Source organism: Klebsiella variicola (genome assembly GCF_000828055.2).
Taxonomy (GTDB): domain Bacteria; phylum Pseudomonadota; class Gammaproteobacteria; order Enterobacterales; family Enterobacteriaceae; genus Klebsiella; species Klebsiella variicola.
Genome location: NZ_CP010523.2, coordinates 962280 through 986840 on the forward strand (window position 1 = coordinate 962280; position 24561 = coordinate 986840).

Annotated in this window: 28 protein-coding genes, 3 tRNA genes and 1 riboswitch; of the genes, 25 read left to right on the forward strand and 6 right to left on the reverse strand. The window is 62.0% G+C overall.

What is annotated here, in order from left to right:
* Nucleotides 1-96 precede the first annotated feature (96 nt).
* Nucleotides 97-274, forward strand: a riboswitch (cobalamin riboswitch).
* Nucleotides 275-367: 93 nt separating this feature from the next.
* Genes SP68_RS04590 through cobT form a run of 19 tightly spaced genes read left to right on the forward strand, consistent with a single transcriptional unit; the run spans nucleotide 368 to nucleotide 16136 of the window.
* Nucleotides 368-1744: a cobyrinate a,c-diamide synthase gene (locus tag SP68_RS04590; protein WP_040968844.1), complete on the forward strand. Its 1377-nt coding sequence runs from the start codon at nucleotides 368-370 to the stop codon at nucleotides 1742-1744.
* Nucleotides 1741-2700 (forward strand): adenosylcobinamide-phosphate synthase CbiB, encoded by a 960-nt coding sequence (gene cbiB, locus SP68_RS04595; RefSeq protein ID WP_012967306.1) that lies wholly within the window; start codon nucleotides 1741-1743, stop codon nucleotides 2698-2700. The genes SP68_RS04590 and cbiB overlap by 4 nt, the downstream gene beginning before the upstream one ends.
* A 10-nt stretch (nucleotides 2701-2710) precedes the next feature.
* The gene (locus tag SP68_RS04600; RefSeq protein WP_002915711.1) at nucleotides 2711-3346 is read left to right on the forward strand and encodes a cobalt-precorrin-8 methylmutase; all 636 of its coding nucleotides are present in this window, start codon (nucleotides 2711-2713) and stop codon (nucleotides 3344-3346) included.
* Nucleotides 3343-4482, forward strand: a complete 1140-nt coding sequence (gene cbiD / locus SP68_RS04605; protein WP_040968843.1) for a cobalt-precorrin-5B (C(1))-methyltransferase CbiD — start codon at nucleotides 3343-3345, stop codon at nucleotides 4480-4482. The genes SP68_RS04600 and cbiD overlap by 4 nt, the downstream gene beginning before the upstream one ends.
* Nucleotides 4476-5081: a cobalt-precorrin-7 (C(5))-methyltransferase gene (locus tag SP68_RS04610; RefSeq protein WP_023340677.1), complete on the forward strand. Its 606-nt coding sequence runs from the start codon at nucleotides 4476-4478 to the stop codon at nucleotides 5079-5081. The genes cbiD and SP68_RS04610 overlap by 7 nt, the downstream gene beginning before the upstream one ends.
* On the forward strand, nucleotides 5071-5640 hold the full coding sequence (locus tag SP68_RS04615; protein ID WP_016161750.1) for a decarboxylating cobalt-precorrin-6B (C(15))-methyltransferase: 570 nt from the start codon (nucleotides 5071-5073) through the stop codon (nucleotides 5638-5640). The genes SP68_RS04610 and SP68_RS04615 overlap by 11 nt, the downstream gene beginning before the upstream one ends.
* Complete coding sequence (locus SP68_RS04620; RefSeq protein ID WP_004149602.1) at nucleotides 5633-6406, forward strand: cobalt-precorrin-4 methyltransferase; 774 nt, start codon at nucleotides 5633-5635, stop codon at nucleotides 6404-6406. The genes SP68_RS04615 and SP68_RS04620 overlap by 8 nt, the downstream gene beginning before the upstream one ends.
* A complete protein-coding gene (gene cbiG, locus SP68_RS04625; protein WP_040968842.1) occupies nucleotides 6387-7442 on the forward strand; it encodes a cobalt-precorrin 5A hydrolase in 1056 nt (351 codons plus the stop codon). The genes SP68_RS04620 and cbiG overlap by 20 nt, the downstream gene beginning before the upstream one ends.
* On the forward strand, nucleotides 7442-8167 hold the full coding sequence (locus SP68_RS04630; protein ID WP_008806290.1) for a precorrin-3B C(17)-methyltransferase: 726 nt from the start codon (nucleotides 7442-7444) through the stop codon (nucleotides 8165-8167). Before cbiG ends, SP68_RS04630 begins: the two co-directional genes overlap by 1 nt.
* Complete coding sequence (locus SP68_RS04635) at nucleotides 8164-8949, forward strand: cobalt-precorrin-6A reductase (RefSeq protein ID WP_012540688.1); 786 nt, start codon at nucleotides 8164-8166, stop codon at nucleotides 8947-8949. The genes SP68_RS04630 and SP68_RS04635 overlap by 4 nt, the downstream gene beginning before the upstream one ends.
* A gap of 10 nt (nucleotides 8950-8959) precedes the next feature.
* On the forward strand, nucleotides 8960-9754 hold the full coding sequence (gene cbiK, locus SP68_RS04640) for a sirohydrochlorin cobaltochelatase (protein ID WP_008806288.1): 795 nt from the start codon (nucleotides 8960-8962) through the stop codon (nucleotides 9752-9754).
* A complete protein-coding gene (locus SP68_RS04645; RefSeq protein ID WP_012540689.1) occupies nucleotides 9751-10461 on the forward strand; it encodes a cobalt-factor II C(20)-methyltransferase in 711 nt (236 codons plus the stop codon). The genes cbiK and SP68_RS04645 overlap by 4 nt, the downstream gene beginning before the upstream one ends.
* Nucleotides 10461-11198: a cobalt ECF transporter S component CbiM gene (gene cbiM / locus SP68_RS04650; RefSeq protein ID WP_008806286.1), complete on the forward strand. Its 738-nt coding sequence runs from the start codon at nucleotides 10461-10463 to the stop codon at nucleotides 11196-11198. Before SP68_RS04645 ends, cbiM begins: the two co-directional genes overlap by 1 nt.
* A gap of 1 nt (nucleotide 11199) precedes the next feature.
* Nucleotides 11200-11481, forward strand: coding sequence for an energy-coupling factor ABC transporter substrate-binding protein (locus SP68_RS04655; protein WP_008806285.1), 282 nt, complete (start codon nucleotides 11200-11202; stop codon nucleotides 11479-11481).
* The gene (locus tag SP68_RS04660; protein ID WP_040968841.1) at nucleotides 11468-12145 is read left to right on the forward strand and encodes an energy-coupling factor ABC transporter transmembrane protein; all 678 of its coding nucleotides are present in this window, start codon (nucleotides 11468-11470) and stop codon (nucleotides 12143-12145) included. The genes SP68_RS04655 and SP68_RS04660 overlap by 14 nt, the downstream gene beginning before the upstream one ends.
* Nucleotides 12146-12153: 8 nt before the next feature.
* Nucleotides 12154-12978 carry an energy-coupling factor ABC transporter ATP-binding protein gene (locus SP68_RS04665; RefSeq protein WP_012540691.1) on the forward strand — a complete coding sequence of 275 codons (825 nt, stop codon included), beginning with the start codon at nucleotides 12154-12156 and terminating at the stop codon, nucleotides 12976-12978.
* The gene (locus SP68_RS04670) at nucleotides 12975-14498 is read left to right on the forward strand and encodes a cobyric acid synthase (RefSeq protein ID WP_040968840.1); all 1524 of its coding nucleotides are present in this window, start codon (nucleotides 12975-12977) and stop codon (nucleotides 14496-14498) included. Before SP68_RS04665 ends, SP68_RS04670 begins: the two co-directional genes overlap by 4 nt.
* On the forward strand, nucleotides 14492-15037 hold the full coding sequence (gene cobU, locus SP68_RS04675) for a bifunctional adenosylcobinamide kinase/adenosylcobinamide-phosphate guanylyltransferase (protein ID WP_016161746.1): 546 nt from the start codon (nucleotides 14492-14494) through the stop codon (nucleotides 15035-15037). The genes SP68_RS04670 and cobU overlap by 7 nt, the downstream gene beginning before the upstream one ends.
* A gap of 43 nt (nucleotides 15038-15080) precedes the next feature.
* Nucleotides 15081-16136, forward strand: coding sequence for a nicotinate-nucleotide--dimethylbenzimidazole phosphoribosyltransferase (cobT, locus tag SP68_RS04680; protein WP_040968839.1), 1056 nt, complete (start codon nucleotides 15081-15083; stop codon nucleotides 16134-16136).
* 94 nt (nucleotides 16137-16230) lie between these two features.
* On the opposite strand, the gene SP68_RS04685 is transcribed toward cobT, so the two are convergent.
* The 3 genes from SP68_RS04685 to SP68_RS04695 all read right to left on the reverse strand — a co-directional run bounded on the left by SP68_RS04685 (nucleotide 16231) and on the right by SP68_RS04695 (nucleotide 16528).
* Nucleotides 16231-16307 (reverse strand) — tRNA-Met (locus tag SP68_RS04685).
* Nucleotides 16308-16339: 32 nt separating this feature from the next.
* Nucleotides 16340-16416, reverse strand: a tRNA-Met gene (locus SP68_RS04690).
* 35 nt (nucleotides 16417-16451) lie between these two features.
* Nucleotides 16452-16528, reverse strand: a tRNA-Met gene (locus tag SP68_RS04695).
* A gap of 210 nt (nucleotides 16529-16738) precedes the next feature.
* Here SP68_RS04695 and mltA point away from each other — a divergent pair.
* Entirely contained in the window at nucleotides 16739-17836 is a 1098-nt protein-coding gene (mltA, locus tag SP68_RS04700) for a murein transglycosylase A (protein WP_008806279.1), read from the forward strand.
* 87 nt (nucleotides 17837-17923) lie between these two features.
* Complete coding sequence (tcdA, locus tag SP68_RS04705; protein ID WP_040968838.1) at nucleotides 17924-18733, forward strand: tRNA cyclic N6-threonylcarbamoyladenosine(37) synthase TcdA; 810 nt, start codon at nucleotides 17924-17926, stop codon at nucleotides 18731-18733.
* Nucleotides 18734-18917: 184 nt separating this feature from the next.
* On the opposite strand, the gene csdE is transcribed toward tcdA, so the two are convergent.
* Together csdE and csdA are read right to left on the reverse strand one after the other, a co-directional pair.
* Nucleotides 18918-19355, reverse strand: coding sequence for a cysteine desulfurase sulfur acceptor subunit CsdE (gene csdE / locus SP68_RS04710; protein WP_008806277.1), 438 nt, complete (start codon nucleotides 19353-19355; stop codon nucleotides 18918-18920).
* Complete coding sequence (gene csdA / locus SP68_RS04715; protein WP_008806276.1) at nucleotides 19355-20560, reverse strand: cysteine desulfurase CsdA; 1206 nt, start codon at nucleotides 20558-20560, stop codon at nucleotides 19355-19357. The genes csdE and csdA overlap by 1 nt, the downstream gene beginning before the upstream one ends.
* A 197-nt stretch (nucleotides 20561-20757) precedes the next feature.
* On the opposite strand from csdA, the gene SP68_RS04720 reads away from it, so the two are divergent.
* The 4 genes from SP68_RS04720 (at nucleotide 20758) to rlmM (ending at nucleotide 23759) form a co-directional block, all read left to right on the forward strand.
* Complete coding sequence (locus tag SP68_RS04720) at nucleotides 20758-20982, forward strand: YgdI/YgdR family lipoprotein (protein WP_002915549.1); 225 nt, start codon at nucleotides 20758-20760, stop codon at nucleotides 20980-20982.
* A 351-nt stretch (nucleotides 20983-21333) separates the two neighbouring features.
* Nucleotides 21334-22251 (forward strand): glycine cleavage system transcriptional regulator GcvA, encoded by a 918-nt coding sequence (gene gcvA / locus SP68_RS04725; protein ID WP_002915545.1) that lies wholly within the window; start codon nucleotides 21334-21336, stop codon nucleotides 22249-22251.
* 19 nt (nucleotides 22252-22270) lie between these two features.
* Nucleotides 22271-22666 carry a DUF423 domain-containing protein gene (locus SP68_RS04730; RefSeq protein WP_002915543.1) on the forward strand — a complete coding sequence of 132 codons (396 nt, stop codon included), beginning with the start codon at nucleotides 22271-22273 and terminating at the stop codon, nucleotides 22664-22666.
* Nucleotides 22659-23759, forward strand: coding sequence for a 23S rRNA (cytidine(2498)-2'-O)-methyltransferase RlmM (rlmM, locus tag SP68_RS04735; protein ID WP_008806275.1), 1101 nt, complete (start codon nucleotides 22659-22661; stop codon nucleotides 23757-23759). Before SP68_RS04730 ends, rlmM begins: the two co-directional genes overlap by 8 nt.
* Before the next feature lie 48 nt (nucleotides 23760-23807).
* Here rlmM and fucR read toward each other — a convergent pair whose 3' ends face one another.
* Nucleotides 23808-24518 carry an L-fucose operon activator gene (fucR, locus tag SP68_RS04740; protein ID WP_012540709.1) on the reverse strand — a complete coding sequence of 237 codons (711 nt, stop codon included), beginning with the start codon at nucleotides 24516-24518 and terminating at the stop codon, nucleotides 23808-23810.
* Nucleotides 24519-24561 lie beyond the last annotated feature (43 nt).

The following is a 24561-nucleotide window of genomic DNA, read 5'->3' on the forward strand; positions in this document are numbered from 1 at the left end:
AATATCACAACACCGCTTCACCTCGCGGACGTCATTTTGCAGGCGATGAGGCGGTAAAAGTAAGCGTGAAACATTAACCGCGGATGCATGGCGCATCGGCGAATACAACCGACAGGTTCGACACCAGTTTGGTGTCAGGGAAGGGGGTGTAAATCCCCCGCAGCCCCCGCTGCTGTGATGCTGACGACCCCGCAAAAACCACTGATCGAAAGATTGGGAAGGGCGGGCGAGAACGAGGCTAAGCCAGAAGACCTGCCTGCCGGTAACTGACCAACAACTTCGGTGGGAAGTGGGTGGCTTAGCGGTGCGTGGTCGCAGGACCAGGCATGCGCGCAGCTATACCCCGACCACCTGAACAGGACAGGGTATGGCAACCAGGCGTGCGTTTATTCTTGCGGGTACCGGCAGCGGTTGTGGCAAAACCACCGTTACGCTTGGCCTGCTCAGCTTGCTCCAACAGCGCGGTTTGCGGGTGCAACCCTGTAAAGTGGGGCCAGACTACCTGGACACCGCCTGGCACACCGCCATCAGCGGCGTCGCCTCCCGCAATCTCGACAGCTTTATGCTTCCCGCCCCGATACTCAACGCGCTGTTTGCCGAACAACTGCAGCAGGCCGACATCGCGGTTATCGAAGGGGTGATGGGCCTGTATGACGGCTACGGCATCGACCCCAACTACTGCAGCAGCGCGGCGATGGCTAAACAGCTTGGCTGCCCGGTGATTTTGCTGGTGGATGGCAAAGCGGTGTCGACTTCCATCGCCGCCACGGTGATGGGCTTTCAACACTTTGATCCGGCCCTCAACATCGCTGGCGTTATCGTCAATCGGGTTAACAGCGACGCGCACTTCCAGCTGCTGAAAAGCGCCATTGAGCGCTACTGTCAGGTGCCAGTGCTCGGCTATGTGCCGCGCGTGGAAGGCGTGGCGCTGCCCGAACGGCATCTGGGGCTGGTGACCGCCCGCGAGTCGGTGGTCAATCAGCAGGCATGGCGGGATTTTGCCAGCCTGCTGGGGCGCACCCTCGACATAGACCGGCTACTGGCCCTCAGCGAACTGGCCGCCATGCCGGCCGGCGAGTGGGGGGAACCGCTTGCCGCCGACGCCGGCGAAGGACTGACGCTGGCCCTCGCCGACGATGAGGCCTTCAATTTTTATTACCCCGATAACCTGGCGCTGCTGGCGCGCTGCGGCGTGAAGATGGTGCGCTTTAGCCCGCTGCGCGATCGCCAGCTGCCGGCCTGCCAGATGATCTGGCTCGGCGGCGGCTACCCGGAGCTGCATGCGGCCGGGCTGTCCGCCAACCATGAGATGCTGGCGCAGCTTCGCGCGGCGCACCGGCGCGGGGTGGCGATCTACGCCGAGTGCGGCGGCCTGATGTATCTGGGCACGACCCTGGAAGTCACCGGAGGCGAGCGCTACGCCATGGCGGATATTATTCCTGGACACAGCCGAATGGGGACGCGTCTGACCCGGTTCGGCTACTGCGAAGCGCAGGCGCAGCAGCAGACGCTGCTGGCCGCTCCTGGCGAGTGGCTGCGCGGCCATGAATTTCATTACTCCGATTTTTCGCCCGCCACCCCTGCCGTACTGGCCTGCCGTAAACAGCGAGACGGTAAGACGCTCCAGCAGTGGCCGGGAGGATGGCAGTCCGGCAGCGCCTTTGCCAGCTATCTCCATGTCCACTTTGCCCAGCGCCCCACCATGCTCAACCACTGGCTGCGAGCGGCAAGGAGGGCGCAATGACTCTTCTCGCCTGGTGTGTGGCCTGGATACTTGATGTGCTCATTGGCGATCCGCCGCACTGGCCGCATCCGGTGCGCTGGATAGGTCGCCTGATCACCGTCAGCCAGCGTGTGGTGCGGCGCGTCTGCCATAGCGACCGGGCGCTGCGCATCGGCGGCGGGGTAATGTGGCTGGTGGTGACCGGCCTGACATGGGGCGTGGCCTGGGGCGCACTGGCGCTGGCGCACAGGCTCCATCCCTGGCTGGGATGGCTGGTGGAGGTGTGGATGATCTTCACCGTGCTGGCGGGACGCTGTCTGGCACAGTCGGCGATGGCGGTGGCCCGGCCGCTGCAGGCCGGGGATCTCGCCGAAAGCCGGCATAAGCTCTCCTGGATTGTCGGGCGCGATACCTCTCAGCTCCAGCCAGCGCAGATCAACCGTGCGGTGGTGGAGACCGTGGCGGAAAACACGGTGGATGGCATTATCGCGCCGCTCTTTTTCCTGCTGCTGGGCGGCGCGCCGCTGGCCATGGCCTATAAAGCGGTCAACACCCTCGATTCCATGGTCGGCTATAAACACGAAAAATACCGGGCGATCGGCATGGTCAGCGCCCGTCTTGATGATGTAGCCAACTTCCTTCCCGCCCGGCTGAGCTGGCTGCTGCTCAGCCTTGCCGCAGTGCTATGCCGGGAAGATGGCGCCCGGGCGCTGCGTACGGGCTGGCGCGATCGTTATCAGCACAGCAGTCCTAACTGCGCCTGGCCGGAAGCGACCGTCGCCGGCGCGCTGGGGATCCGCCTTGGCGGCCCGAACGATTACTTCGGCCAGCGCGTTGAAAAGCCCTGGATAGGCGACGCCGTCCGCGACATCGCGGTGGACGATATTTCCCGAACCATTCGATTAATGTGGGTGGCGTCAAGCCTGGCGCTGGCGCTATTTATCGGCGTGCGCTACTGGCTGGTCGGCGCGGCCTGAGGAGAACCTGATGCAGTACATCCAACAACCGCAGGCGATCGAGGCGAAAAGCTTCGACATCATCAGCGAGATCATCGCCGAAACGCGACCGGACTACCGTTTCGCCAGCCCGCTGCACGAGGCGATTATCAAGCGGGTGATCCACACCACCGCTGACTTCGACTGGCTGGATATTCTGTGGTTTTCTCCGGATGCCCTGATCGCGCTGAGCGAGGCGTTGAGCCGGCCCTGCACGCTGTATACCGATACCACCATGGCGTTGTCCGGGATCAACAAAACCCTGCTGGCCCGCTTTGGCGGCGAATGCCGCTGCTATATCAGCGACCCACGGGTGGTGCGCGAGGCGCAAAGCCGGGGGATGACCCGCTCGATGGCGGCGGTGGATATTGCGGTGCAGGAGCCCGGGGAGAAAGTGTTCGTCTTCGGCAATGCGCCAACCGCGCTGTTTCGCCTGCTGGAACATCGCGAGACGGCCATCGGCGGCGTGGTGGGGGTGCCGGTCGGGTTCGTCGGCGCCGCGGAGTCGAAAGCGGCGCTCAGCGAGAGCGGCCTGCCGGCCATCGCCGCGCTCGGCCGCAAGGGGGGAAGCAACGTGGCGGCAGCGATTGTGAACGCTCTGCTTTACCACCTGCGGGAGGCGCAATGAGCGATCAGACCTTTGACGCCCCGGTGTGGCATCACGGCAAAGCGCTGCGCAAGGGCTACACCACCGGCTCCTGCGCCACGGCGGCGGCAAAAGTGGCGGCGCTGATGGTGATGCGCCAGCATCTGATCCACCAGGTCTCGATCGTCACCCCCTCCGGCGTCACCCTGTGCCTGAACGTCGAGTCTCCGCACGTCGAAGGGCAGCAGGCGGTCGCCGCGATCCGTAAAGACGGCGGCGATGATGTCGACGCCACCCACGGCATGCTGATTTTTGCCCGGGTGACCCTCAATGACAGCGGAGAGATTAGCCTGCAGGGCGGCGAGGGCATCGGCACGGTGACCCGCAAAGGGATCGGTCTGCCGACAGGCAGCCCGGCGATAAACAGTACTCCGCGGCACACCATCGAGACCGCCGTTCGCGAAGCGATTGGCCCTTCCCGTGGCGCGCAGGTGGAGATCTTTGCCCCGGAAGGTGTACTTCGCGCGCAAAAAACCTATAACGCGCGGCTGGGGATCCTCGGCGGCATCTCGATTATCGGCACCACCGGGATCGTCACCCCGATGTCGGAAGAGAGCTGGAAGCGCTCGCTCTCCCTCGAGCTGGAGATAAAACGCGCCGCCGGGCTGGATCGCGTAGTGCTGGTGCCGGGCAACCACGGTGAGCGCTTTGTCCGCGAACAGATGGGCATCGACCCGCAGATAGTCGTCACCATGAGCAACTTCGTCGGCTACATGATTGAAGAGGCGGTCCGGCTTGGTTTCCGCCAGATTGTGCTCATCGGCCACCCCGGCAAACTGATCAAAATCGCCGCCGGGATCTTTCATACCCACAGCCATATCGCCGATGCGCGGATGGAAACCCTCGTCGCTCATCTGGCGCTGCTTGGCGCGCCGCTGCCGCTGCTGACGCTGGTCAGCGAGTGCGACACCACCGAAGCGGCAATGGAGCATATCGACGCCTGGGGATACCAGCGCCTCTATAACCATCTGGCTGAGCGAATCTGCCAGCGTGTTCTTGAGATGCTGCGCTTCACTCAGCACCCGCCCACCTGCGACGCGGTTCTGTTTTCTTTTGATAACCAGGTGCTGGGCAGCAGCCGTCCGCTGGAGGCCATTGCCCGCGAGCTGACATGTTGACGGTCGTGGGAATGGGCCCGGCGGGGCTGCAGTGGCTGGCCCCGGCCGCGCGCGAGGCAATCGCCGCCGCCGAGGCGCTGGTGGGCGGCAGCCGCCACCTCCGGCAGTTTCCCAACTTCGCCGGCGAGCGCTTTGCGCTGGGGGCCGATATGCCGGCGCTGCTGGCGTGGATCGAGGCCCGTACCGGGCGCCACGTCGTGGTGCTGGCCTCCGGCGACCCGCTGTTCTATGGCATTGGCACCCGGCTGATTGCCCATTTTGGCCGGGAACGGGTGCAGGTGATCCCCGGCATCAGCGCGGTGCAGTACCTCTGCGCCCGGGCGGGCATCGACATGAACGACATGTGGCTGACCAGCAGCCATGGCCGGGCGGTGAGCTTCGATGCGCTGGCCGCCCACCGGAAAGTCGCCATGGTGACCGACGGCCGCTGTGGTCCGCGGGAGATTGCCGCCCAGCTGACGGCCCGCGGCAAAGGCCACCGCTGGATGGTGATCGGCGAAAATCTGGCGATGGAAAACGAGCGGATCCACTGGCTGCCGGTCAGCGCCGTGGAGGACGAATATGAGATGAATGCGGTGGTGATCCTCGATGAAAGATGAGCTGTTTTTGCGCGGCGCCCAGGTGCCGATGACCAAAGAGGCCGTGCGCGCACTGGCGCTGGCGAAGCTGGAGCTGCACCGGGCGCGCCACCTGATTGATATCGGCGCGGGCACCGGCAGCGTCAGCATTGAGGCCGCCCTGCAGAACCCGGCGCTGCGGGTGACGGCGATTGAGCGTCAGGCCGACGCGCTGCGCCTGCTGGCGGAGAACCGGCAGCGCTTTGGCTGCGACAACATCGCTATCGTGGCGGGCGTTGCGCCGCTGGCGGTCGCCGACAAAGCCGACGCGATCTTTATGGGGGGCAGCGGCGGCCACCTGACGGCGCTGATCGACTGGTCGCTGGCGCAGCTGCATCCCGGCGGCCGGCTGGTGATGACTTTTATTTTGCAGGAAAACCTTCATAGCGCCCTGGGGCACCTGCAGCAGTGCGGCATCCACGAGGTGGACTGCCAGCAGCTGGCGGTCTCCACCCTGGCTACCCTGGGCAGCGGCCACTATTTCAAACCCCATAATCCCGTTTTTGTCATCGCCTGTCAGAAGGAAGAAAACCATGGCTGAGACTTTTGATCCCCATTGCGTGTGGTTCGTCGGCGCCGGTCCGGGCGATCGCGAACTGATTACTCTCAAAGGCTACCGTCTGCTGCAGCAGGCGCAGGTGGTGATCTACGCCGGGTCGCTGATCAACACCGAGCTGCTGGCCTACTGTCCGCCACAGGCGGAGTGCCACGACAGCGCCGCGCTGCATCTGGAGCAGATCCTCGACCTGATGGAGGCGGGGGTGAAGGCGGGAAAAACGGTGGTGCGTCTGCAGACGGGCGATGTTTCGCTGTACGGCTCGGTGCGCGAGCAGGGCGAAGAGTTGACCCGCCGCGGGATCCGCTGGCAGGTGGTGCCGGGCGTCAGCGCTTTCCTCGGCGCGGCGGCCGAGCTGGGGGTGGAGTACACGGTGCCTGAGGTATCGCAAAGTCTGATTATTACCCGTCTGGAAGGGCGCACGCCGGTTCCTGCGCGCGAACAGCTGGAGGCCTTTGCCAGCCATCAAACCTCGATGGCGATTTACCTGTCGGTGCAACGTATTCACCGGGTGGCGGAGCGGCTGGTGGAGGGCGGCTACCCCGCGACCACCCCGGTCGCGGTGATTTACAAGGCCACCTGGCCGGAAAGCCAGACCGTCCGCGGTACCCTCGCGGACATCGGCGACAAAGTACGCGACGCCGGGATCCGCAAAACGGCGCTGATCCTGGTCGGTCCCTTCCTCGGCGATGAGTATCACTACTCAAAACTGTACGCAGCGGATTTTAGCCATGAATACCGTAAAGCCTGAATCCATTGCCCTGTTTTGCCTGACGCCCGGCGGCGTGCGGTTGGCAAAACGGCTGGCGGCCATGCTGCCGCTCACCTGCTACACCAGCGAAGCGCTGCAGGAAGAGGGGTTTATCCCCTTCAACGGCGGCTTTGCCAGCGCAGCCCGCGAGGCATTCAGCAGCTTCTCGGCGCTGATTTTTATCGGCGCCACCGGGATTGCCGTGCGGGTGCTGGCCCCGCTGGTGAATGACAAGTTCAGCGACCCGGCGGTGGTGGTGATTGATGAGCGCGCCCGGCACGTCATCAGCCTGCTCTCCGGCCATGCCGGGGGGGCGAATGCGCTGACCCGCTATCTGGCCGGGATGCTCGACGCCGACCCGGTGATCACCACCGCCACCGATGTCAACGAGCTGGCCGCCCTCGACACGCTGGCCTTCCAGCTGAACGCCCGGATGACCGATTTTCGCGCGGCGGTGAAAACCGTCAACCAGATGCTGGTGAGCGGCAAGCGGGTGGGGCTGTGGTGCGACGGCGAATTCACCGAGGCGCTAAGCCGGTGCGACCAACGCGGCTTTATCCCGGTAAGCGACCTGGCGCGCTTGCCGGCGCTCGACGCGCTGATCTGCGTCACCCTGCGCCGGTCGCTGCCGTCGCTGCCGGTACCTCACTGGAAGCTGGTGCCCCAGCGGGTGGTGGCGGGCATCGGCTGTCGGCGCGACACCCCCTGTTCCTTGCTCTGTACGTTGCTGGATCGCCAGCTTGCCGCTCAGCGTCTTGACCCGCTGGCGCTGAAAGCGATCGGCAGCGTGAGCCTGAAGGCAAACGAGCCGGGGTTGCGCCAGTTGGCTCACCGCTGCCGGGTGCCGTTCGAAACCTTCAGCGCCGAGGCGCTGCGCGAGCACGAGCACCGCTTTCCAGCCTCGTCTTTTGTCCGGGATACGGTCGGCGTCGGCAGCGTCTCCGGCCCGGTGGCCTGGCTGCTGAGTCAGGGAAACCTGTCCGGCGAAACCCTGCGTGAGCAGGGCGTGACCATTACTTTGGGAGTAACACACTGATGTTAAGCGTAATCGGAATTGGCCCTGGCTCGCAGGCGATGATGACCATGGAAGCCGTGGAGGCCCTGCAGGCGGCAGAGATTGTGGTGGGCTACAAGACCTACACCCACCTGGTAAAAGCCTTTACCGGTGACAAGCAGGTGATCAAAACCGGCATGTGCAAAGAGATTGAACGCTGCCAGGCCGCCATTGAGCTGGCGCAGGCCGGGAACAACGTTGCGCTGATCAGCAGCGGCGACGCCGGCATCTACGGCATGGCGGGGCTGGTGCTGGAGCTGGTCAATAAGCAGCAGCTGGACATTGAGGTCCGTCTGATCCCAGGGATGACGGCGAGTATCGCCGCCGCCTCGCTGCTCGGCGCGCCGCTGATGCATGATTTCTGCCATATCAGCCTCAGCGATCTGCTGACGCCGTGGCCGGTGATTGAAAAACGCATTGTCGCCGCAGGGGAAGCAGACTTCGTTATCTGTTTTTACAACCCCCGCAGCCGCGGCCGCGAAGGGCATCTGGCGCGCGCCTTTGCGCTGCTGGCGGCCAGCAAAAGCCCGGACACGCCGGTCGGCGTAGTCAAATCCGCCGGGCGCAAAAAGCAGGAGAAATGGCTGACCACCCTCGGAGAGATGGATTTTGCCCCGGTGGATATGACCAGTCTGGTCATCGTCGGCAACAAAGCGACTTACATCGACAACGGTCTGATGATCACCCCGCGAGGCTACGCGCTGTGAACCACGGCGACGTGCTGGTTATCGGGGGCACCAGCGATGCGCGGGCGATCTGCCAGCAGCTGGACGCCGCCGGCGTGCGCTACACCCTGTCGGTGGCGACCCCCACCGGCGAGCGGCTGGCCGGCGATATCCGCGGGCGGATACGCTGCGGGCGCATGGAGTGGCAGCAGATGGCGGAGTGGCTCAGGGCGCAGCGCACCCGCTGGGTGATTGACGCCTCTCACCCCTACGCCGAAGTGGTCAGCCAGAATATTGTGCGCGCCTGCGCCAGCGTCGGGGTCCTGCTCAGCCGCTATCAAAGGCCGGAGCAGCTGAGCGATCTGCGCCATCCGCTACTTCACGTGGTCGGCGATCTGAACGAGGCCTGCGTGCTGGCCCGTCGCCTCGGGGAGCGGATCCTGCTGACCACCGGCAGCAAAGATCTGGCGGCCTGGCGGGCGGGACTGGCGGAGAAAACGTTGCTCGCCCGGGTGCTGCCGGTGCCGGAGGTGGTTCAGCACTGTAGCGATCTGGGGTTTGGCGTCGGGGAAATCTTTGCCCTCTGCGGGCCGTTCAGCGCCGAATTTAACGCCGCCTTTTATCGCCAGTGCCGGGCTGATGTTGTGGTCACGAAAGCCTCGGGCGCGGAAGGGGGCTATCAGGAAAAAGTACAACCCTGTCTTGATGCGGGGATCCCCTGCATCGTCATTACCCGCCCGGCGCCGCTGGTGAAGGGCGATGAATTACTGGAAAGCCAGGCCGATTTCGCTACGCGGCTGACGCGCTGGCTGTCGGCGACTTGAGGAACAGGATATGAAAAAAGCACTTCTGGTGGTGAGCTTCGGCACCAGCTATCACGACACCCGCGAGAAGAACATTACCGCCTGCGAGCGCGATCTTGCCGCCAGCTGTCCGGATCGCACGCTGTTCCGCGCCTTCACCTCGGGGATGATTATTCGCAAACTGCGGCAGCGCGACGGTATCCATATCGATACCCCGCTGCAGGCCCTGCAAAAGCTGGCTGAGCAGGGGTACCAGGATGTGGCGATCCAGTCCCTGCACATTATCAACGGCGACGAGTACGAGAAGATCGTTCGCGAAGTGCAGAGCCTGCGCCCGCGCTTTCAGCGCCTGACGCTGGGCGTGCCGCTACTGAGCGGTCATGGCGATTATGTTCAGCTGATGCAGGCCCTGCGCCAGCAGATGCCGCCGCTGGCGGCGACGGAGCGAGTGGTGTTTATGGGGCACGGCGCCAGCCACCACGCCTTCGCGGCCTACGCTTGTCTGGATCATATGATGGCGGTGCAGGGTTTTCCGGCGCGGGTGGGGGCGGTGGAAAGCTATCCCGAAGTGGACATCGTGATTAACGAACTCTCCCGCCAGGGCGTGACCGGCGTGCATCTGATGCCCCTGATGCTGGTGGCCGGCGATCATGCCATTAATGATATGGCCTCCGACGAAGACGATTCGTGGAAAACCCGCTTTAATGCCGCCGGTATTCCTGCCACGCCGTGGCTGAACGGGTTAGGGGAAAATCCGGCGGTGCGGGCAATGTTTGTTGCCCATCTGCAGCAGGCGCTGAATAACGCGATGGAGAAAGCAGCATGAGCGGCAAACTCTACGCCCTGAGCACCGGGCCGGGGGCGGCCGATCTGATCACCGTGCGTGCGGCGCGGATCCTCGGCCAGTTGGATGTGCTGTATGCGCCAGCCGGCCGCAAAGGCGGCGACAGCCTCGCGCTCTCCATCGTGCGCGAGTACCTTGGCGCACACACGGAGGTCCGCTGCTGCCATTTTCCGATGAGCGCCGACAGCGCGGAAAAAGAGGCGGTGTGGAACGACGTTGCCGCGGCGCTGGCCCAGGAGGTGGCGGCGGGCAGGCAGGTCGGATTTATCACCCTCGGCGACGCCATGTTGTTCAGCACCTGGGTCTTTCTGCTGCAGCGGATTGGCTGCCCGGACTGGCTGGAGATTGTCCCTGGCGTTACCTCCTTCGCCGCCATTGCCGCGCGGGCGAAAACCCCGCTGGCTATGGAGCAGCAGTCGCTGGCGGTGATCTCCTGTACCGCGCCGGAAGCGGACATTGCCGCGGCGCTGCGCCAGCATGACAGTCTGGTGCTGATGAAAGTCTACGGCCGCTTCGCCCGCATTAAGGCGCTGCTGGCGCAGGCGGGGCTGCTGGATGCGGCGCTGATGATGTCAGAGGCCACCCTGCCGGGCGAGCAGTGCTGGCGCCGTCTGCGCGAGGTCAGCGATGACCAGCCGCTGCCCTATTTCTCGACCATCCTGGTTAACAAACAGTGGGAGGAGGCGTAATGAATCAGGTGAAATCGCTGAAGCAGCTTTCGTACGGGGGGCTGGCGGCGGCTGTTCTGCTGATCATCGTCCCGCAGGAGGCGTTCGCCATGCATATCATGGAGGGTTTTTTACCGCCGATGTGGGCGCTGGCGTGGTGGCTGCTGTTTTTACCCTGCCTGTGGTACGGCCTGGTGCGCCTGCGGCGTATCGTCCAGGAGGAGAGCAATCAGAAGGTGCTCCTGGCCCTGTGCGGGGCGTTTATTTTTGTTCTTTCGGCGCTGAAGATCCCGTCGGTGACCGGCAGTTGCTCGCACCCGACCGGCGTTGGTCTGGCGGTGATCCTCTTCGGGCCGGGCGTGGTGGCGGTGCTGGGGGCGATCGTTCTGCTGTTCCAGGCGCTGCTGCTGGCGCATGGCGGCCTGACCACCCTTGGCGCTAACGGGATGTCGATGGCGGTGATCGGCCCGATGGTCGGCTATCTGGTGTGGAAGCTGGCCTGCCGGGCGGGGATCCGTCGCGATGTCGGGGTCTTTCTCTGCGCCATGCTGGCGGATCTGATGACCTATTTTGTCACCTCCGTCCAGCTCGGGGTGGCCTTTCCCGATCCGGCCACCGGGGCAGGTGGATCGATCCTGAAGTTTATGGGGATCTTCTGCCTGACGCAGATCCCGATCGCCATCGCGGAAGGATTGCTTACCGTGATGATCTACGATCAACTGACCAAACGGCGGCTGATCGCCGCTGAGGGACATTAATATGAAAAAGCCCCTGATCTTGTTGGCGATGGTGGTTGCCCTGATGATCCTGCCCTTTTTTATTAATCATGGCGGTGAGTTTGGCGGTTCGGACGGCGAAGCGGAGAGCCAGATCCAGGTGGTGGCGCCGGATTATCAACCCTGGTTCCAGCCGCTGTACGAACCGGCGAGCGGCGAGATTGAGAGCCTGCTGTTTACCCTGCAGGGCTCGCTGGGCGCAGCGGTGATTTTTTACATTCTCGGCTATGCGAGGGGCAGACAGCGCCGTGATGACCGGGTTTGACCGACTCAGCTACCAGAGCCGCTGGTTGCAGGTGGCTCCAGAGCGGAAGTTTCTGCTCTGGCTGCTGCTGATGGTGCTGGCCTTTACGCTGCCGACGTGGGGCCAGGCGCTGACGCTGGCGCTGACCGCCGCGCTGACCTGCTGGCTGCTGCGGGTCTCATTCTGGCGCTGGTGCCGCTGGATGGCGCTACCCTTTGGCTTTTTGCTGGTCGGCGTGCTGACCATTGTGTTCAGCGTCAGCCGCGACCCGCAGATGCTGTTAGCGAGCTTGCGGCTGGGCGCTTTCTCGATAGGGATTTCCGCCCCGGGGCTGGCCGTGGCCGGGGAGACCTTCTGGCGCAGCCTGGCAGCGATGGCGGCCACGCTCTGGCTGGTGCTTAATCTGCCTTTCCCACAGCTGATTATCTTGCTCAAGCGCGGTCGCGTACCGCGACTGTTGACGGAGCAGATCCTGCTGACCTGGCGCTTCATTTTTATTCTGTTGGACGAGGCGATGGCGATTCACCGCGCGCAAACCCTACGTTTTGGCTATGGTAGCGTGCCGCAGGGCTATCGCTCGCTGGCGATGCTGGTGGGACTGCTGTTCACTCGCGTCCTCCTGCGCTATCAGCAGATGAGCACCGCGCTGGATATCAAATTGTACCAGGGTGATTTTCACCTCTAAGGATAAGTATGCTTGCCACAACCGATCTCTGGTTTCGCTATCAGGATGAGCCGGTACTTAAAGGGCTGACGCTGGATTTTTCCCGCCATGCGGTGACCGGCCTGGTGGGGGCCAACGGCTGCGGAAAGTCGACGCTGTTTATGAACCTGAGCGGCCTGCTGCGCCCGCAGCAGGGGGCGGTGCTGTGGCAGGGAGAGGCGCTGAATTACAGCAAGCGCGGTCTGCTGGCGCTGCGCCAGCAGGTGGCGACGGTGTTTCAGGATCCGGATCAGCAGATCTTCTATACCGATATCGACAGCGATATCGCTTTTAGCCTGCGTAATCTCGGGGTGGCGGAAGAGGAGATCGCCCGCCGGGTGGATGAAGCGTTGACCCTCGTTGATGCTCAGGGGTTTCGCCAGCAGCCGATCCAGTGTCTCAGCCATGGGCAGAAAAAACGGGTGGCGATCGCCGGGGCGCTGGTGCTGCAGGCGCGCTACCTGCTGCTTGACGAGCCCACCGCGGGCCTCGATCCCCGGGGGCGGGCGCAGATGATCGCCATCATCCGGCGCATTGTCGGGCAGGGGCGGCGCGTGGTGATCTCCAGCCACGATATCGATCTGATCTATGAGGTGAGCGACGCCGTTTACGTTCTGCGTCACGGCGAAGTGCTGGCCGCGGGGGATCCCGGCGAGGTATTTGCCTGCGCGGCGATCATGGCCCAGGCGGGATTGACGCAGCCGTGGCTGGTGAAACTTCATAGCGAACTGGGATTGCCGCTGTGTAAAACCGAAGCGGAGTTTTTTCAGCGGATGCACAACAACGCGATAGGCGCGATAAAGGAGGCGTCATGACGCTGGCAGTGATGTTACAGGGCACGGCTTCCGACGTGGGGAAAAGCGTACTGGTGGCGGGACTGTGCCGTATTTTTCATCAGGATGGGCTGCGTACCGCGCCGTTTAAATCACAGAATATGGCGCTGAACTCCGGCATTACGCCGGATGGCAAAGAGATGGGCCGGGCGCAGATTTTCCAGGCCGAAGCGGCAGGGATCGCGCCGGATGTCCGCATGAACCCGATTTTGCTCAAGCCCACCAGCGACCGTCAGGCGCAGGTGGTCCTGATGGGGCAGGTGGCGACCAGCATGGACGCGGTGATCTATCACCAGTACAAGCCGCGCCTGCGCGAACAGATCCTCGCGGTCTACCAGAGCCTGGCCGGAGAGTATGAGGCGCTGGTGCTGGAAGGGGCCGGCAGTCCGGCGGAGATTAACCTGCGCGACCGCGATATCGTCAATATGGGCATGGCCGAGATGGCGCAATGCCCGGTGATCCTGGTGGCCGATATCGACCGCGGCGGGGTGTTTGCCGCGATTTACGGCACGCTGGCGCTGCTGCAGCCTCAGGAGCGGGCGCGGGTGAAAGGGGTGATCATCAATAAATTCCGCGGCGATGTGGCGCTCCTGCGCTCGGGGATAGAGCAAATCGAGGCGTTGACCGGGGTGCCGGTGCTGGGCGTTATGCCGTGGCTTGACGTGGATCTCGAGGATGAGGACGGCGTCGCGCTGCAGGCCGGGAAATACCATCGCACCGACCGGCGCGACATCGACATCGCCGTGGTTCACCTGCCGCATATCGCCAATTTTACCGACTTTAACGCCCTGGCGGCGCAGCCAGACGTCCGGGTGCGCTATGTCCGCGACCCGCAGGCGCTGGCCGACGCCGACCTGGTCATTCTCCCGGGCAGTAAAAATACCCTCGGCGATCTGTGCTGGCTGCGCGAGAGCGGCATGGCGCATGCAGTCGAGCAGGCCCGGCAGCGCAAGGTGCCGCTGCTGGGGATCTGCGGCGGCTATCAGATGCTCGGCGAAACCATTATCGATGAGGTGGAGTCTGGCCTTGGCACCCAGCCCGGACTGGGGGTGTTGAAGACCGTGACCCACTTCGCCCAGCACAAAACCACCACCCAGGTGCAGGCGACCCTGGGAACTAACCTCCCGGAATGGTTAGCCGACGCGGCAGGTCTGCATGTCAGTGGCTACGAAATTCATATGGGCGAGACGCGCCGCGAGGCCGGCATCCCGCCGCTGCTGCAGCTGCATAAAGCGGGACAGTCAGTAGAGGACGGGGCGATAAGCGACGACGGCCTGGCATTCGGCACCTATCTCCATGGCCTGTTCGACAGCGATGCCTTTACCCGGGCGCTGCTCAACGGCCTGCGCCAGCGCAAAGGGCTGGCGCCGCTGGATAGCGCCCTGGAGTATGCCCGCTATAAAACCCGGCAGTTTGATCGGCTGGCGGACGCCATGCGCGAACATATCGCCATCGATAAAATTTACGCCATCATGCGCCAACATCAGGAGCCCCTATGCTGACTCTGGTTACCGGCGGCGCGCGCAGCGGCAAAAGCCGCCATGCCGAGGCGCTGATTGCCGATGCGCCGCAGGTGTTATATATCGCCACCTCGCAAATCTTTGACGACGAGATGGCCGCAAGGATCCAGCACCATCGCGACGGCAGGCCCGCCCACTGGCGCACCGCCGAGCGCTGGCAGCAGCTTGATGAACTGATCACCCCGGATATCGCCCCAGCGGAGGCGATTCTGCTGGAGTGTATCACCACCATGGTCACCAACCTGCTGTTCGCGCTCGGCGGCGACAGCGACCCCGACGGCTGGGATTACGCCGCCATGGAGCGGGCTATTGATGACGAAATTGGTGTGCTGATTGCCGCCTGTCAGCGCTGCCCGGCGCACGTCGTGCTGGTGACCAACGAGGTGGGGATGGGCATTGTGCCGGAGAATCGCCTGGCGCGGCATTTTCGCGATATCGCCGGGCGGGTCAATCAGCGCCTGGCGGCCGCGGCGGATGCGGTCTGGCTGGTGGTCTCCGGCATCGGCGTCAAAATCAAATAACTCAATCGCTGGCTGACCGGGCCAGCCCTGGCAGGGATTCTGTATGGAAAATTTAAACACGGTTCTGCGGGCGATCCCCGCGCCGGACGCTGACGCCATGGTGCGGGCACAACACCATATCGACGGCTTGCTTAAGCCCCCCGGCAGCCTCGGCCGTCTGGAGGCGCTGGCGGTTCAGCTGGCGGGAATGCCCGGCCTGGGCGGCCAACCGCAGGTGGCGAAAAAGGCCCTGCTGGTGATGTGCGCCGATCATGGGGTGTGGGACGAAGGGGTGGCGATTTCGCCGAAAGCGGTCACCGCCATTCAGGCAGCCAATATGACCCGCGGCACCACCGGCGTCTGCGTGCTCGCCGCCCAGGCCGGGGCGCAAGTGCATGTAATTGATGTCGGTATCGATAGCGAACCGCTCCCCGGCGTGGTGAATATGCGGGTGGCGCGGGGCTGCGGCAATATTGCCCGCGGTCCGGCGATGAGCCGTGAGCAGGGGCAGGAGCTGTTGCTGGAGGTGATGCGCTACACCCGCGCGCTGGCCCAGGAGGGCGTTACTCTGTTTGGTGTCGGCGAGCTGGGGATGGCCAATACCACGCCGGCGGCGGCGATGGTCAGCGTTCTGACCGGCAGTGATGCGCAGGAGGTGGTTGGGGTTGGCGCCAATCTGCCGTTGGCGAAGGTTGGCAACAAGGTGGAGGTGGTGCGGCGGGCTATCGCCGTCAATCAGCCCGACCCGAATGATGGTCTCGATGTGCTGAGCAAAGTCGGTGGTTTCGATCTGCTGGGGATGGCGGGGGTGATGCTGGGGGCGGCGTCCTGCGGGCTGCCGGTGGTGCTGGATGGCTTTCTTTCCTACGCCGCAGCGCTGGCGGCGTGCCAGATAGCGCCGGAGGTAAAACCGTATCTGATCCCGTCCCACTCTTCGGCGGAGAAGGGGGCGCGTATCGCGCTGGCGCATCTGGGCCTCGAACCGTATCTCAATATGGGTATGCGTCTGGGAGAAGGCAGCGGCGCGGCGCTGGCGATGCCGATCGTCGAGGCAGCCTGCGCGATGTACCATCGCATGGGCATGCTGGCGGCAAGCAATATTGTGTTACCGAAGGGGTAAGCAGGAGATGGGGGCGGCAATGGCCGTTCCCGTTTTCGGCAGAGGTTTGCCGGCGGCAGAAACAAAAAAACACCCTTGAGGGTGTTTATGATGTTGGTTGCGGGGGCCGGATTTGAACCGACGACCTTCGGGTTATGAGCCCGACGAGCTACCAGGCTGCTCCACCCCGCGTCACCGTACTGCTTTACTTTGTCAAATTTGATTGGTTGCGGGGGCCGGATTTGAACCGACGACCTTCGGGTTATGAGCCCGACGAGCTACCAGGCTGCTCCACCCCGCGTCACCGTACTGCTTTGTACTTCATCAAATTTTAATTGGTTGCGGGGGCCGGATTTGAACCGACGACCTTCGGGTTATGAGCCCGACGAGCTACCAGGCTGCTCCACCCCGCGTCCGTGGAAGCGCACTATACTCCGCTAGCGAGATGATGCAACCTTTTTTCGACCAAATCGACATTTTTGTAAGAATTGGCTTATAAAACGCCACGTTGTGGTGTTTTTTTACACAAATCTGTGCCATCGATGAGATCGCGCATTTCAATAGCCCCGGCGCTTTGTTATCTTCAACACGCACTAAGGCTTCGCAGCAAAAGATGAGACACCATGAAAGGACGTTGGGCAAAATATGTAGCGACGGGGGCAATGCTGGCTATGCTTGCCGCCTGTTCCTCAAAACCGACCGACCGCGGTCAGCAATATAGCGATGGCAAGTTCACCCAGCCGTTTTCACTGGTAAACCAGCCGGATGCCGTCGGGGCGCCGATCAACGCCGGCGACTTCTCCGAGCAGGTTAATCAAATTCGTAACGCCTCGCCGCGCCTCTATAATAGCCAGAGCAACGTCTATAACGCGCTGCAGGAGTGGCTGCGCGCGGGCGGCGATACCCGCACGCTGCGCCAGTTTGGCATCGACGCCTGGCAGATGCAGGGCACCGACAACTATGGCAACGTCCAGTTTACCGGCTATTACACGCCGGTAGTGCAGGCGCGCCACACCCGTCAGGGCGAATTCCAGTACCCCATTTACCGGATGCCGCCGAAACGCGGTAAGCTGCCGTCCCGCGCCAGCATCTATGCCGGCGCGCTGAGCGATAACTATGTGCTGGCGTACAGCAATTCGCTGATGGATAACTTCATCATGGACGTGCAGGGCAGCGGCTATATCGACTTTGGCGATGGTTCGCCGCTCAACTTCTTTAGCTATGCCGGGAAAAACGGCTGGCCCTATCGCAGCATCGGCAAAGTGCTGATCGACCGCGGGGAAGTGAAGAAAGAAGATATGTCGATGCAGGCGATCCGCGAGTGGGGTGAAAAGCACAGCGAAGCGGAAGTGCGCGAGCTGCTGGAGCAGAACCCGTCGTTCGTGTTCTTTAAACCGCAGTCTTTCGCGCCGGTGAAAGGGGCCAGCGCTGTGCCGCTGATCGGCCGCGCCTCGGTGGCCTCCGACCGGTCGATTATTCCGCCGGGAACCACCTTGCTGGCCGAGGTGCCTCTGCTGGATAATAACGGCAAGTTTAACGGCCAGTACGAACTGCGCCTGATGGTCGCTCTCGACGTCGGCGGGGCCATCAAAGGCCAGCATTTCGACATTTATCAGGGCATTGGGCCTGACGCAGGCCACCGTGCCGGCTGGTATAACCACTATGGCCGCGTATGGGTGCTGAAAAACGCCCCGGGCGCGGGGAATGTTTTTAGCGGCTAACTCCCCTGGCCATGCCTGTTGACCAGGGCGCCCGGATGACGCCGTTTACGGCGGCCTCCGGGCGCTGTCATTTTGTTCTGAGGTTCTATGTCTGTTGTTATCAGCGATGCCTGGCGCCAGCGTTTTGGCGGTACGGCACGTTTATATGGTGAAAAAGCGCTGCAATGTTTTGCCGATGCCCACGTCTGCGTGGTCGGGATCGGCGGGGTCGGCTCCTGGGCGGCGGAAGCGCTGGCGCGAACCGGCATCGGGGCGATCACCCTTATCGATATGGACGATGTCTGCGTCACCAACACCAATCGTCAGATCCACGCCCTGAGCGGCAACGTCGGGCTGGCGAAAGCGGAAGTGATGGCAGAGCGTATTCGTCTCATCAACCCGGAGTGTCGGGTGACGGTGGTGGATGATTTCGTGACCCCGGAAAACGTGGCGGAATATCTTGGCGTCGGCTTTAGCTATGTTATCGACGCGATCGATAGCGTCCGGCCGAAAGCGGCGATTATCGCCTGGTGTCGCCGCTACAAAGTGCCGCTGGTCACCACCGGCGGGGCGGGCGGTCAGATTGACCCAACGCAGATCCAGGTCGCTGACCTGGCGAAGACCATCCAGGATCCGCTGGCGGCTAAACTGCGCGAGCGGCTGAAAAGCCAGTTTGGGGTGGTGAAAAACAGCAAAGGCAAGCTCGGCGTGGACTGCGTCTTCTCTACGGAAGCGCTGGTCTACCCGCAAGCGGACGGCAGCGTCTGCGCGATGAAGAGCACGGCGGAAGGGCCGAAACGGATGGACTGCGCTTCCGGCTTTGGCGCGGCTACCATGGTGACCGCGACCTTTGGCTTCGTCGCGGTATCGCATGCTCTGAAGAAGATGCTGGCGAAGGCGGAGCGGCAGACGACGTAAATCCCGGGCCGCGGCGCAGGCGCCTTACCCGGTCTACAGGACAATTCCCCGGAGGCGGCGCAGGCGCCTTACCCGGTCTACAGGACAATTCCCCGGAGGCGGCGCTGCGCACCTGTCCGGGCGACAAAACTGCATGAGCCCGTAGCCCGGGCAAGGCGCGTCAAGCGCCGCCCCCGGGATGAGCTTAAACCTCAACCTCGCGGGCGGCGGCGAGCACTGCCTCGCTGAGGGCGCTGAGGCCCTGGCTGCGCGAGGCGCTGAGCTGGCCGCGTAGCCCCAACTCGTCGAACAGCGCCAGCGGATCCTGCGCCAGCAGCTCAGCGGCGCTTTTGCCTTCCACGGCGGTCAAAAGTACCGCCAGCAGACCGCGCACAATCCGTCCTTCGCTGTCGCCAAAGAAGTGCAGCCTGCCCTCGGCATCCTCCTCATAGCCCAGCCAGACGCGGTTTTCACACCCGGCAATCTCCCGGGCCTGCGCTTTGCGCTCATCGGTCAGCGTCGGCAGCTTTTTGCCCAATAAAATCAGCTGACGATATTTATCCTCCCACTGGTTCAGCGGGGCGAAGGTCTGGCGCAGCGTGGCGTCGGTAATGGTTGTGCCGAAGGGGTGCAGAGTTGTCATTAATCCACCAGAATTTCCAGGGCGCGATCCACCGCGTGGACCAGCGCCGCAACATCGTCTTGGGTATTGTAGGGGGCGAAAGAGGCCCGCAACGTGCCGCTGACCCCTAAGGCCGCCAGCAGCGGTTGGGCGCAGTGTTGCCCGGCGCGCAGAGCAATGCCGGACTCCGCCAGCAGCGTCACCAGATCGCTGTGATGAACACCGTCGAACTCAAAGGCCAGCAGGCTTGACTGCTGGCAGCGGAAAGAGCGGAAGCCCGGCCGTTTCGCCAGCGCCTCTTCCGCCAGACTCGCCAGACTGCGGCTCCAGTTTTCCGCCTGGCCGATATCGCTCTGCGCCAGCCACTCCAGGGCGGCGCTAAGGCCGATTACCCCGGCGACATTCGGCGTGCCGGCCTCGAGACCATAAGGGGCCGGCTGCGGCGTAAAGCCGTCAAAGCTGACCTCGGCGATCATTTTCCCGCCGCCGAGCCAGGGCGACATCGCCGCCAGCAGCTCGCTTTTGCCGTACAGGGCGCCGATCCCGGTCGGGCCATACAGCTTATGGCCGGAAAAGGCGTAAAAATCGATATCCAGCGCCTGCACGTCAGCGGGGAAATGCACCGCGCCCTGGGCGCCATCGACCATCACTACCATCCCGGCGGCGTGAGCAAGGCGGATAGCCTGCGCCAGGTCCGGGCAGCCGCCGGTGACGTTGGACATCTGACCGATGGCCAGCACCCGGCTGCGCGGGGTGATGAGCGCGCTGAGGCTGGCAATATCCGGCAGGCGGTCAGCGCCAAGCGGTAGTTTGACCACTCTGGCGCCGGTCTGCCCGGCTACCATCAGCCAGGGCACGAGGTTGGCATGATGCTCGGCTTCGCTAACGATAATTTCATCGCCAGGCTGCAGGCGCGGCCGGACGTAGCTCTGCGCCACCATATTGATGGCCTCGGTGGTTCCCCGCGTCCAGACGATATCTTTGCCGGACGGGGCGTTAAGCCACGCCGCCACGCGCTCGCGGGCCGCCTCGTAGCGCTCGGTCAGCCGCTGGGCGGCGGCGAACTGGCTGCGATGGACGTTGCCGGCGCTCAGGCGATAAAACTGGTCGCTGGCGTCGATCACCGCCTGCGGTTTGAGCGCGGTCGCCGCGCTGTCGAGATAGACGCCGGCATCGGCCAGAGCCGGAAACTGCGCGCGAAAGTGCGCCGGGTTGAATGCGTTCATGGAATTCCTCGTATCAATCCCGCGATCGTCGCGCAATTTGCCGGGCGTGACAAGGCCTCTGCGCCCTGTGGAATTGTCCGAATGTGACTTCAGGTGGGTCAAAGAGGGTTATGCTGAAAAGTGTTGGGTTTGTGTTTTAACCTATTACTTAACGAGTCACGAATAGTATAAATAGCCGTAAGGAGAGAAAAATGAAAATGACTAAGGCCGCTGCGATTATCTCTGCCTGTATGCTGACTTTAGGCCTGAGCGCCTGTTCCTCTAACTATGTGATGCATACCAATGATGGGCGAACCATCGTTACCGACGGGAAACCGCAAACCGATAATGATACTGGCATGATCTCGTATAAGGACGCGTGGGGCAACAAACAGCAGATCAATCGCTCTGACGTGAAACAGCTGGGTGAGCTGGACGAGTAAGGCAGTAAAAAGGCAAAAAAAAGCACCGCGCGTTGCGGTGCTACATTAAATCACTATGGACAGACAGGGTAAATGTACAGGAAGTGAAAAGGGGTAGCTTTGCTACCAGGGTCTGCAAAGACAGACCAATTGCAAACACAACAACACAACATCACAACCGTAAGCCAAAAGCTTGATGGAACACGCATTCCAAAAAAAGCTTCTCGTTCCGGCTCAGGAAGTGCCGCCACTATAGGTATTTGCTGGTAGAACCTCAACGGACAATTTATAATGGCTCAGATAAAAAAAACTAATAGGTTAATCATTGTTTCCTATTTGTTAAATTGAGTTAACATCTAAGCCAGAATAACCATGTCGAAGCGATTACCACCTCTGAATGCATTACGTGTTTTTGATGCAGCCGCACGTCATCTCAGCTTCACTCGGGCAGCCGATGAGCTTTTTGTGACGCAGGCCGCAGTCAGCCATCAAATCAAGTCTCTCGAGGATTTTCTGGGCCTTAAGCTGTTCCGGCGGCGCAATCGTTCGCTGCTGTTAACGGAAGAAGGGCAGAGCTATTTTCAGGATATTAAAGAGATTTTTTCGCAACTGACGGAAGCGACGCGTAAACTGCAGGCGCGCAGCGCCAAAGGGGCATTAACGGTCAGTTTATTGCCAAGTTTCGCCATTCAGTGGCTGGTGCCGAGACTGACAAGCTTTAACTCAGCTTATCCGGGAATCGACGTCAGGATCCAGGCGGTAGACCGCCAGGAGGATAAGCTGGCGGACGATGTCGATGTGGCGATTTTTTACGGCCGCGGCAACTGGCCGGGCCTGCGTGTGGAAAAATTGTACGCCGAGTATCTGCTGCCGGTCTGTTCCCCGCTCTTGCTCACCGGCGACAAAGCATTGAAAACGCCTGCCGATCTGGCGCAACATACGCTGCTTCACGATGCGTCCCGTCGCGACTGGCAAACTTATACCCGCCAGCTTGGTCTAAGCCATATTAATGTGCAACAGGGGCCGATTTTCAGCCATAGCGCGATGGTGCTGCAGGCGGCCATTCACGGGCAGGGTGTGGCGCTGGCCAACAACGTGATGGCGCAGTCCGAAATTGAAGCCGGTCGTCTGGTGTGTCCGTTTAATGATGTTCTGGTCAGTAAGAATGCGTTTTACCTTGTTTGCCATGACAGTCAGGCAGAACTGGGTAAAATAGCCGCTTTCCGGCAATGGATCCTGGCGAAAGCGGCAAGTGAGCAAGAAAAATTCCGCTTTCGTTATGAACAATAAATACTTGTAGGGTAAAAACATGACCAGCCGTTTTATGCTGATATTCGCCGCGATTAGCGGCTTTATCTTTGTGGCTCTGGGTGCCTTTGGCGCGCATGTATTAAGTCAATCGCTCGGCGCGGCGGAGATGGCCTGGATCCATACCGGCCTGGAGTATCAGGCCTTCCATACCCTGGCGATTTTTGGTCTGGCGGTGGCGATGCAGCGTCGGATCAGTATCTGGTTCTACTGGAGCAGCGTGTTTCTGGCGTTAGGGACCGTGCTGTTCAGCGGCAGCCTCTATTGTCTGGCGCTGTCTCATTTACGTCTGTGGGCGTTCGTGACCCCGGTGGGCGGCGTAAGCTTCCTCGCCGGTTGGGTTTTAATGTTAATTGGTGCAATTCGTCTGAAACGTAAGGGCGTTGTTCATGAATAAGGTTGTCCTCTATTGTCGCCCTGGGTTTGAGAAAGAGTGCGCAGCAGAAATTACCGATAAGGCCGCCCGCCTTGAGGTGTTTGGTTTTGCCCGGGTCAAAGAAGACTCTGGTTATGTGATTTTTGAAGGTTATCAGCAAGACGACGGTGAGAAGCTGGTACGCGATCTGCCGTTCAGCTCGCTGATTTTCGCCCGTCAGATGTTCGTGGTCGGCGAACTGCTGCGCGACCTGCCGCCGGAGGATCGCATTACTCCGATCGTCGGCATGCTGCAGGGCGTGGTGGAGAAGGGTGGCGAGCTGCGTGTGGAAGTGGCGGATACCAACGAAAGCAAAGAGCTGATGAAGTTCTGCCGCAAGTTCACGGTGCCGTTACGCGCGGCGCTGCGCGAGGCGGGCGTGCTGACCAACTATGAAACGCCAAAGCGACCGGTGGTGCATGTGTTCTTTATCGCCCCCGGCTGCTGCTATACCGGCTACTCGTACAGCAACAACAACTCACCGTTCTATATGGGCATTCCGCGGCTGAAGTTTCCGTCCGATGCCCCGAGCCGTTCCACCCTCAAGCTGGAAGAGGCGTTCCACGTCTTTATTCCGGCGGACGAGTGGGACGAGCGCCTGGCGAACGGCATGTATGCCGTCGATCTCGGCGCCTGCCCGGGCGGCTGGACCTATCAGCTGGTGAAGCGCAACATGTGGGTCTCTTCGGTCGATAACGGCCCGATGGCCCAGAGCCTGATGGATACCGGCCAGGTGACCTGGCTGCGCGAAGACGGTTTCCGCTATCGTCCGAACCGCAACAACATCTCGTGGATGGTCTGCGATATGGTGGAGAAACCGGCGAAGGTGGCGGCGCTGATGGCGCAGTGGCTGGTCAACGGCTGGTGCCGGGAGACCATCTTCAACCTCAAGCTGCCGATGAAAAAGCGCTATGAAGAGGTGTCGCAGAATCTGGCCTATATTCAGGCCCAACTGGACGAGCACGGCATCAACGCCCAGATCCAGGCGCGTCAGCTGTATCACGATCGTGAAGAGGTGACCGTTCACGTGCGTCGCCTGTGGGCCGCCGTCGGCGGACGTCGCGACGAGCGTTAATCCTTCCCCCTCAGGCCGGAGACGCGTGCGCGTCCTCCGGCCTTCCCCTTAAGGCTGCGGCGCATCCGACACAATATGCGTCACGTCATCCAGATGACCAATTCTCGCCTCGCCGGAACGGTTGAACTTGCTTTTGTCGATCAGCAGTAGCGACTGCGCCGCGCGCTTAAGCAGGATCGATTTAAAGTCGGCATTGAACGCATTGGAGTCCCATAGCGCGCCCTGCGGGTCGATGCCTTCGCAGGAAAAAATAAACAGATCGATCTCCAGCGATTTCAGCTGGGAAATCAGCGCCGGGTTCACGTAGCAGCCATATTTCCGCTGCAGAGTGCCGCCGGAGCAGGTGAGCGTGATTTGGTCGCGTTTGGCCAGCTCCTGGCAGATGGGCTGGCTGTTGGTAAAGACGTGCAGCGGGCGGTCCGGCAGCTGGCGGGCGAGATACCAGCAAGTGGAGCTGGCATCGAGGGCGATCACCATCCCTTCGTCAATCCAGGCCAGCGCTTCGCGGGCGATATCGGCTTTATGCGCGTAATGGCTTTTCAGCCGCATGTGAAAAGGGTCGCCGCTGTCCTGGCTGCGCTGATGGATCACTTTGGCCCGGCCGTGGTTGCGCAGCACTTTGCCCTGCGCCTGCAGCTCGCTCAGATCGCGGCGAATGGTTTCCCTGCTGACGTTGAGCTGTTTTGACAAGGTTTCGGTGGTCAGGCTGCTGTGGTTGATCAGGAGATCGACGATCGCCTGCTGGCGGGCTGCTTTCATTTATTCTCATCCCATCATTGATTGAGCGTCTGCATCAGGCAGA

What these genes read in the sequence shown, in the direction of transcription:
- SP68_RS04610 (WP_023340677.1), top strand. Translation starts at nt 4,476, where the DNA reads ATGTTGACGGTCGTGGGAATGGGCCCGGCGGGGCTGCAGTGGCTGGCC.
- csdE (WP_008806277.1), bottom strand. Translation starts at nt 19,355, where the DNA reads ATGACAACTCTGCACCCCTTCGGCACAACCATTACCGACGCCACGCTG.
- gcvA (WP_002915545.1), top strand. Translation starts at nt 21,334, where the DNA reads ATGTCGAAGCGATTACCACCTCTGAATGCATTACGTGTTTTTGATGCA.
- SP68_RS04590 (WP_040968844.1), top strand. Translation starts at nt 368, where the DNA reads ATGGCAACCAGGCGTGCGTTTATTCTTGCGGGTACCGGCAGCGGTTGT.
- SP68_RS04660 (WP_040968841.1), top strand. Translation starts at nt 11,468, where the DNA reads ATGACCGGGTTTGACCGACTCAGCTACCAGAGCCGCTGGTTGCAGGTG.
- SP68_RS04615 (WP_016161750.1), top strand. Translation starts at nt 5,071, where the DNA reads ATGAAAGATGAGCTGTTTTTGCGCGGCGCCCAGGTGCCGATGACCAAA.
- cobU (WP_016161746.1), top strand. Translation starts at nt 14,492, where the DNA reads ATGCTGACTCTGGTTACCGGCGGCGCGCGCAGCGGCAAAAGCCGCCAT.
- tcdA (WP_040968838.1), top strand. Translation starts at nt 17,924, where the DNA reads ATGTCTGTTGTTATCAGCGATGCCTGGCGCCAGCGTTTTGGCGGTACG.
- cbiD (WP_040968843.1), top strand. Translation starts at nt 3,343, where the DNA reads ATGAGCGATCAGACCTTTGACGCCCCGGTGTGGCATCACGGCAAAGCG.
- SP68_RS04600 (WP_002915711.1), top strand. Translation starts at nt 2,711, where the DNA reads ATGCAGTACATCCAACAACCGCAGGCGATCGAGGCGAAAAGCTTCGAC.
- SP68_RS04720 (WP_002915549.1), top strand. Translation starts at nt 20,758, where the DNA reads ATGACTAAGGCCGCTGCGATTATCTCTGCCTGTATGCTGACTTTAGGC.
- cbiM (WP_008806286.1), top strand. Translation starts at nt 10,461, where the DNA reads ATGAATCAGGTGAAATCGCTGAAGCAGCTTTCGTACGGGGGGCTGGCG.
- SP68_RS04645 (WP_012540689.1), top strand. Translation starts at nt 9,751, where the DNA reads ATGAGCGGCAAACTCTACGCCCTGAGCACCGGGCCGGGGGCGGCCGAT.
- SP68_RS04730 (WP_002915543.1), top strand. Translation starts at nt 22,271, where the DNA reads ATGACCAGCCGTTTTATGCTGATATTCGCCGCGATTAGCGGCTTTATC.
- cbiG (WP_040968842.1), top strand. Translation starts at nt 6,387, where the DNA reads ATGAATACCGTAAAGCCTGAATCCATTGCCCTGTTTTGCCTGACGCCC.
- cobT (WP_040968839.1), top strand. Translation starts at nt 15,081, where the DNA reads ATGGAAAATTTAAACACGGTTCTGCGGGCGATCCCCGCGCCGGACGCT.
- fucR (WP_012540709.1), bottom strand. Translation starts at nt 24,518, where the DNA reads ATGAAAGCAGCCCGCCAGCAGGCGATCGTCGATCTCCTGATCAACCAC.
- csdA (WP_008806276.1), bottom strand. Translation starts at nt 20,560, where the DNA reads ATGAACGCATTCAACCCGGCGCACTTTCGCGCGCAGTTTCCGGCTCTG.
- cbiB (WP_012967306.1), top strand. Translation starts at nt 1,741, where the DNA reads ATGACTCTTCTCGCCTGGTGTGTGGCCTGGATACTTGATGTGCTCATT.
- SP68_RS04655 (WP_008806285.1), top strand. Translation starts at nt 11,200, where the DNA reads ATGAAAAAGCCCCTGATCTTGTTGGCGATGGTGGTTGCCCTGATGATC.
- SP68_RS04665 (WP_012540691.1), top strand. Translation starts at nt 12,154, where the DNA reads ATGCTTGCCACAACCGATCTCTGGTTTCGCTATCAGGATGAGCCGGTA.
- cbiK (WP_008806288.1), top strand. Translation starts at nt 8,960, where the DNA reads ATGAAAAAAGCACTTCTGGTGGTGAGCTTCGGCACCAGCTATCACGAC.
- mltA (WP_008806279.1), top strand. Translation starts at nt 16,739, where the DNA reads ATGAAAGGACGTTGGGCAAAATATGTAGCGACGGGGGCAATGCTGGCT.
- SP68_RS04630 (WP_008806290.1), top strand. Translation starts at nt 7,442, where the DNA reads ATGTTAAGCGTAATCGGAATTGGCCCTGGCTCGCAGGCGATGATGACC.
- rlmM (WP_008806275.1), top strand. Translation starts at nt 22,659, where the DNA reads ATGAATAAGGTTGTCCTCTATTGTCGCCCTGGGTTTGAGAAAGAGTGC.
- SP68_RS04620 (WP_004149602.1), top strand. Translation starts at nt 5,633, where the DNA reads ATGGCTGAGACTTTTGATCCCCATTGCGTGTGGTTCGTCGGCGCCGGT.
- SP68_RS04670 (WP_040968840.1), top strand. Translation starts at nt 12,975, where the DNA reads ATGACGCTGGCAGTGATGTTACAGGGCACGGCTTCCGACGTGGGGAAA.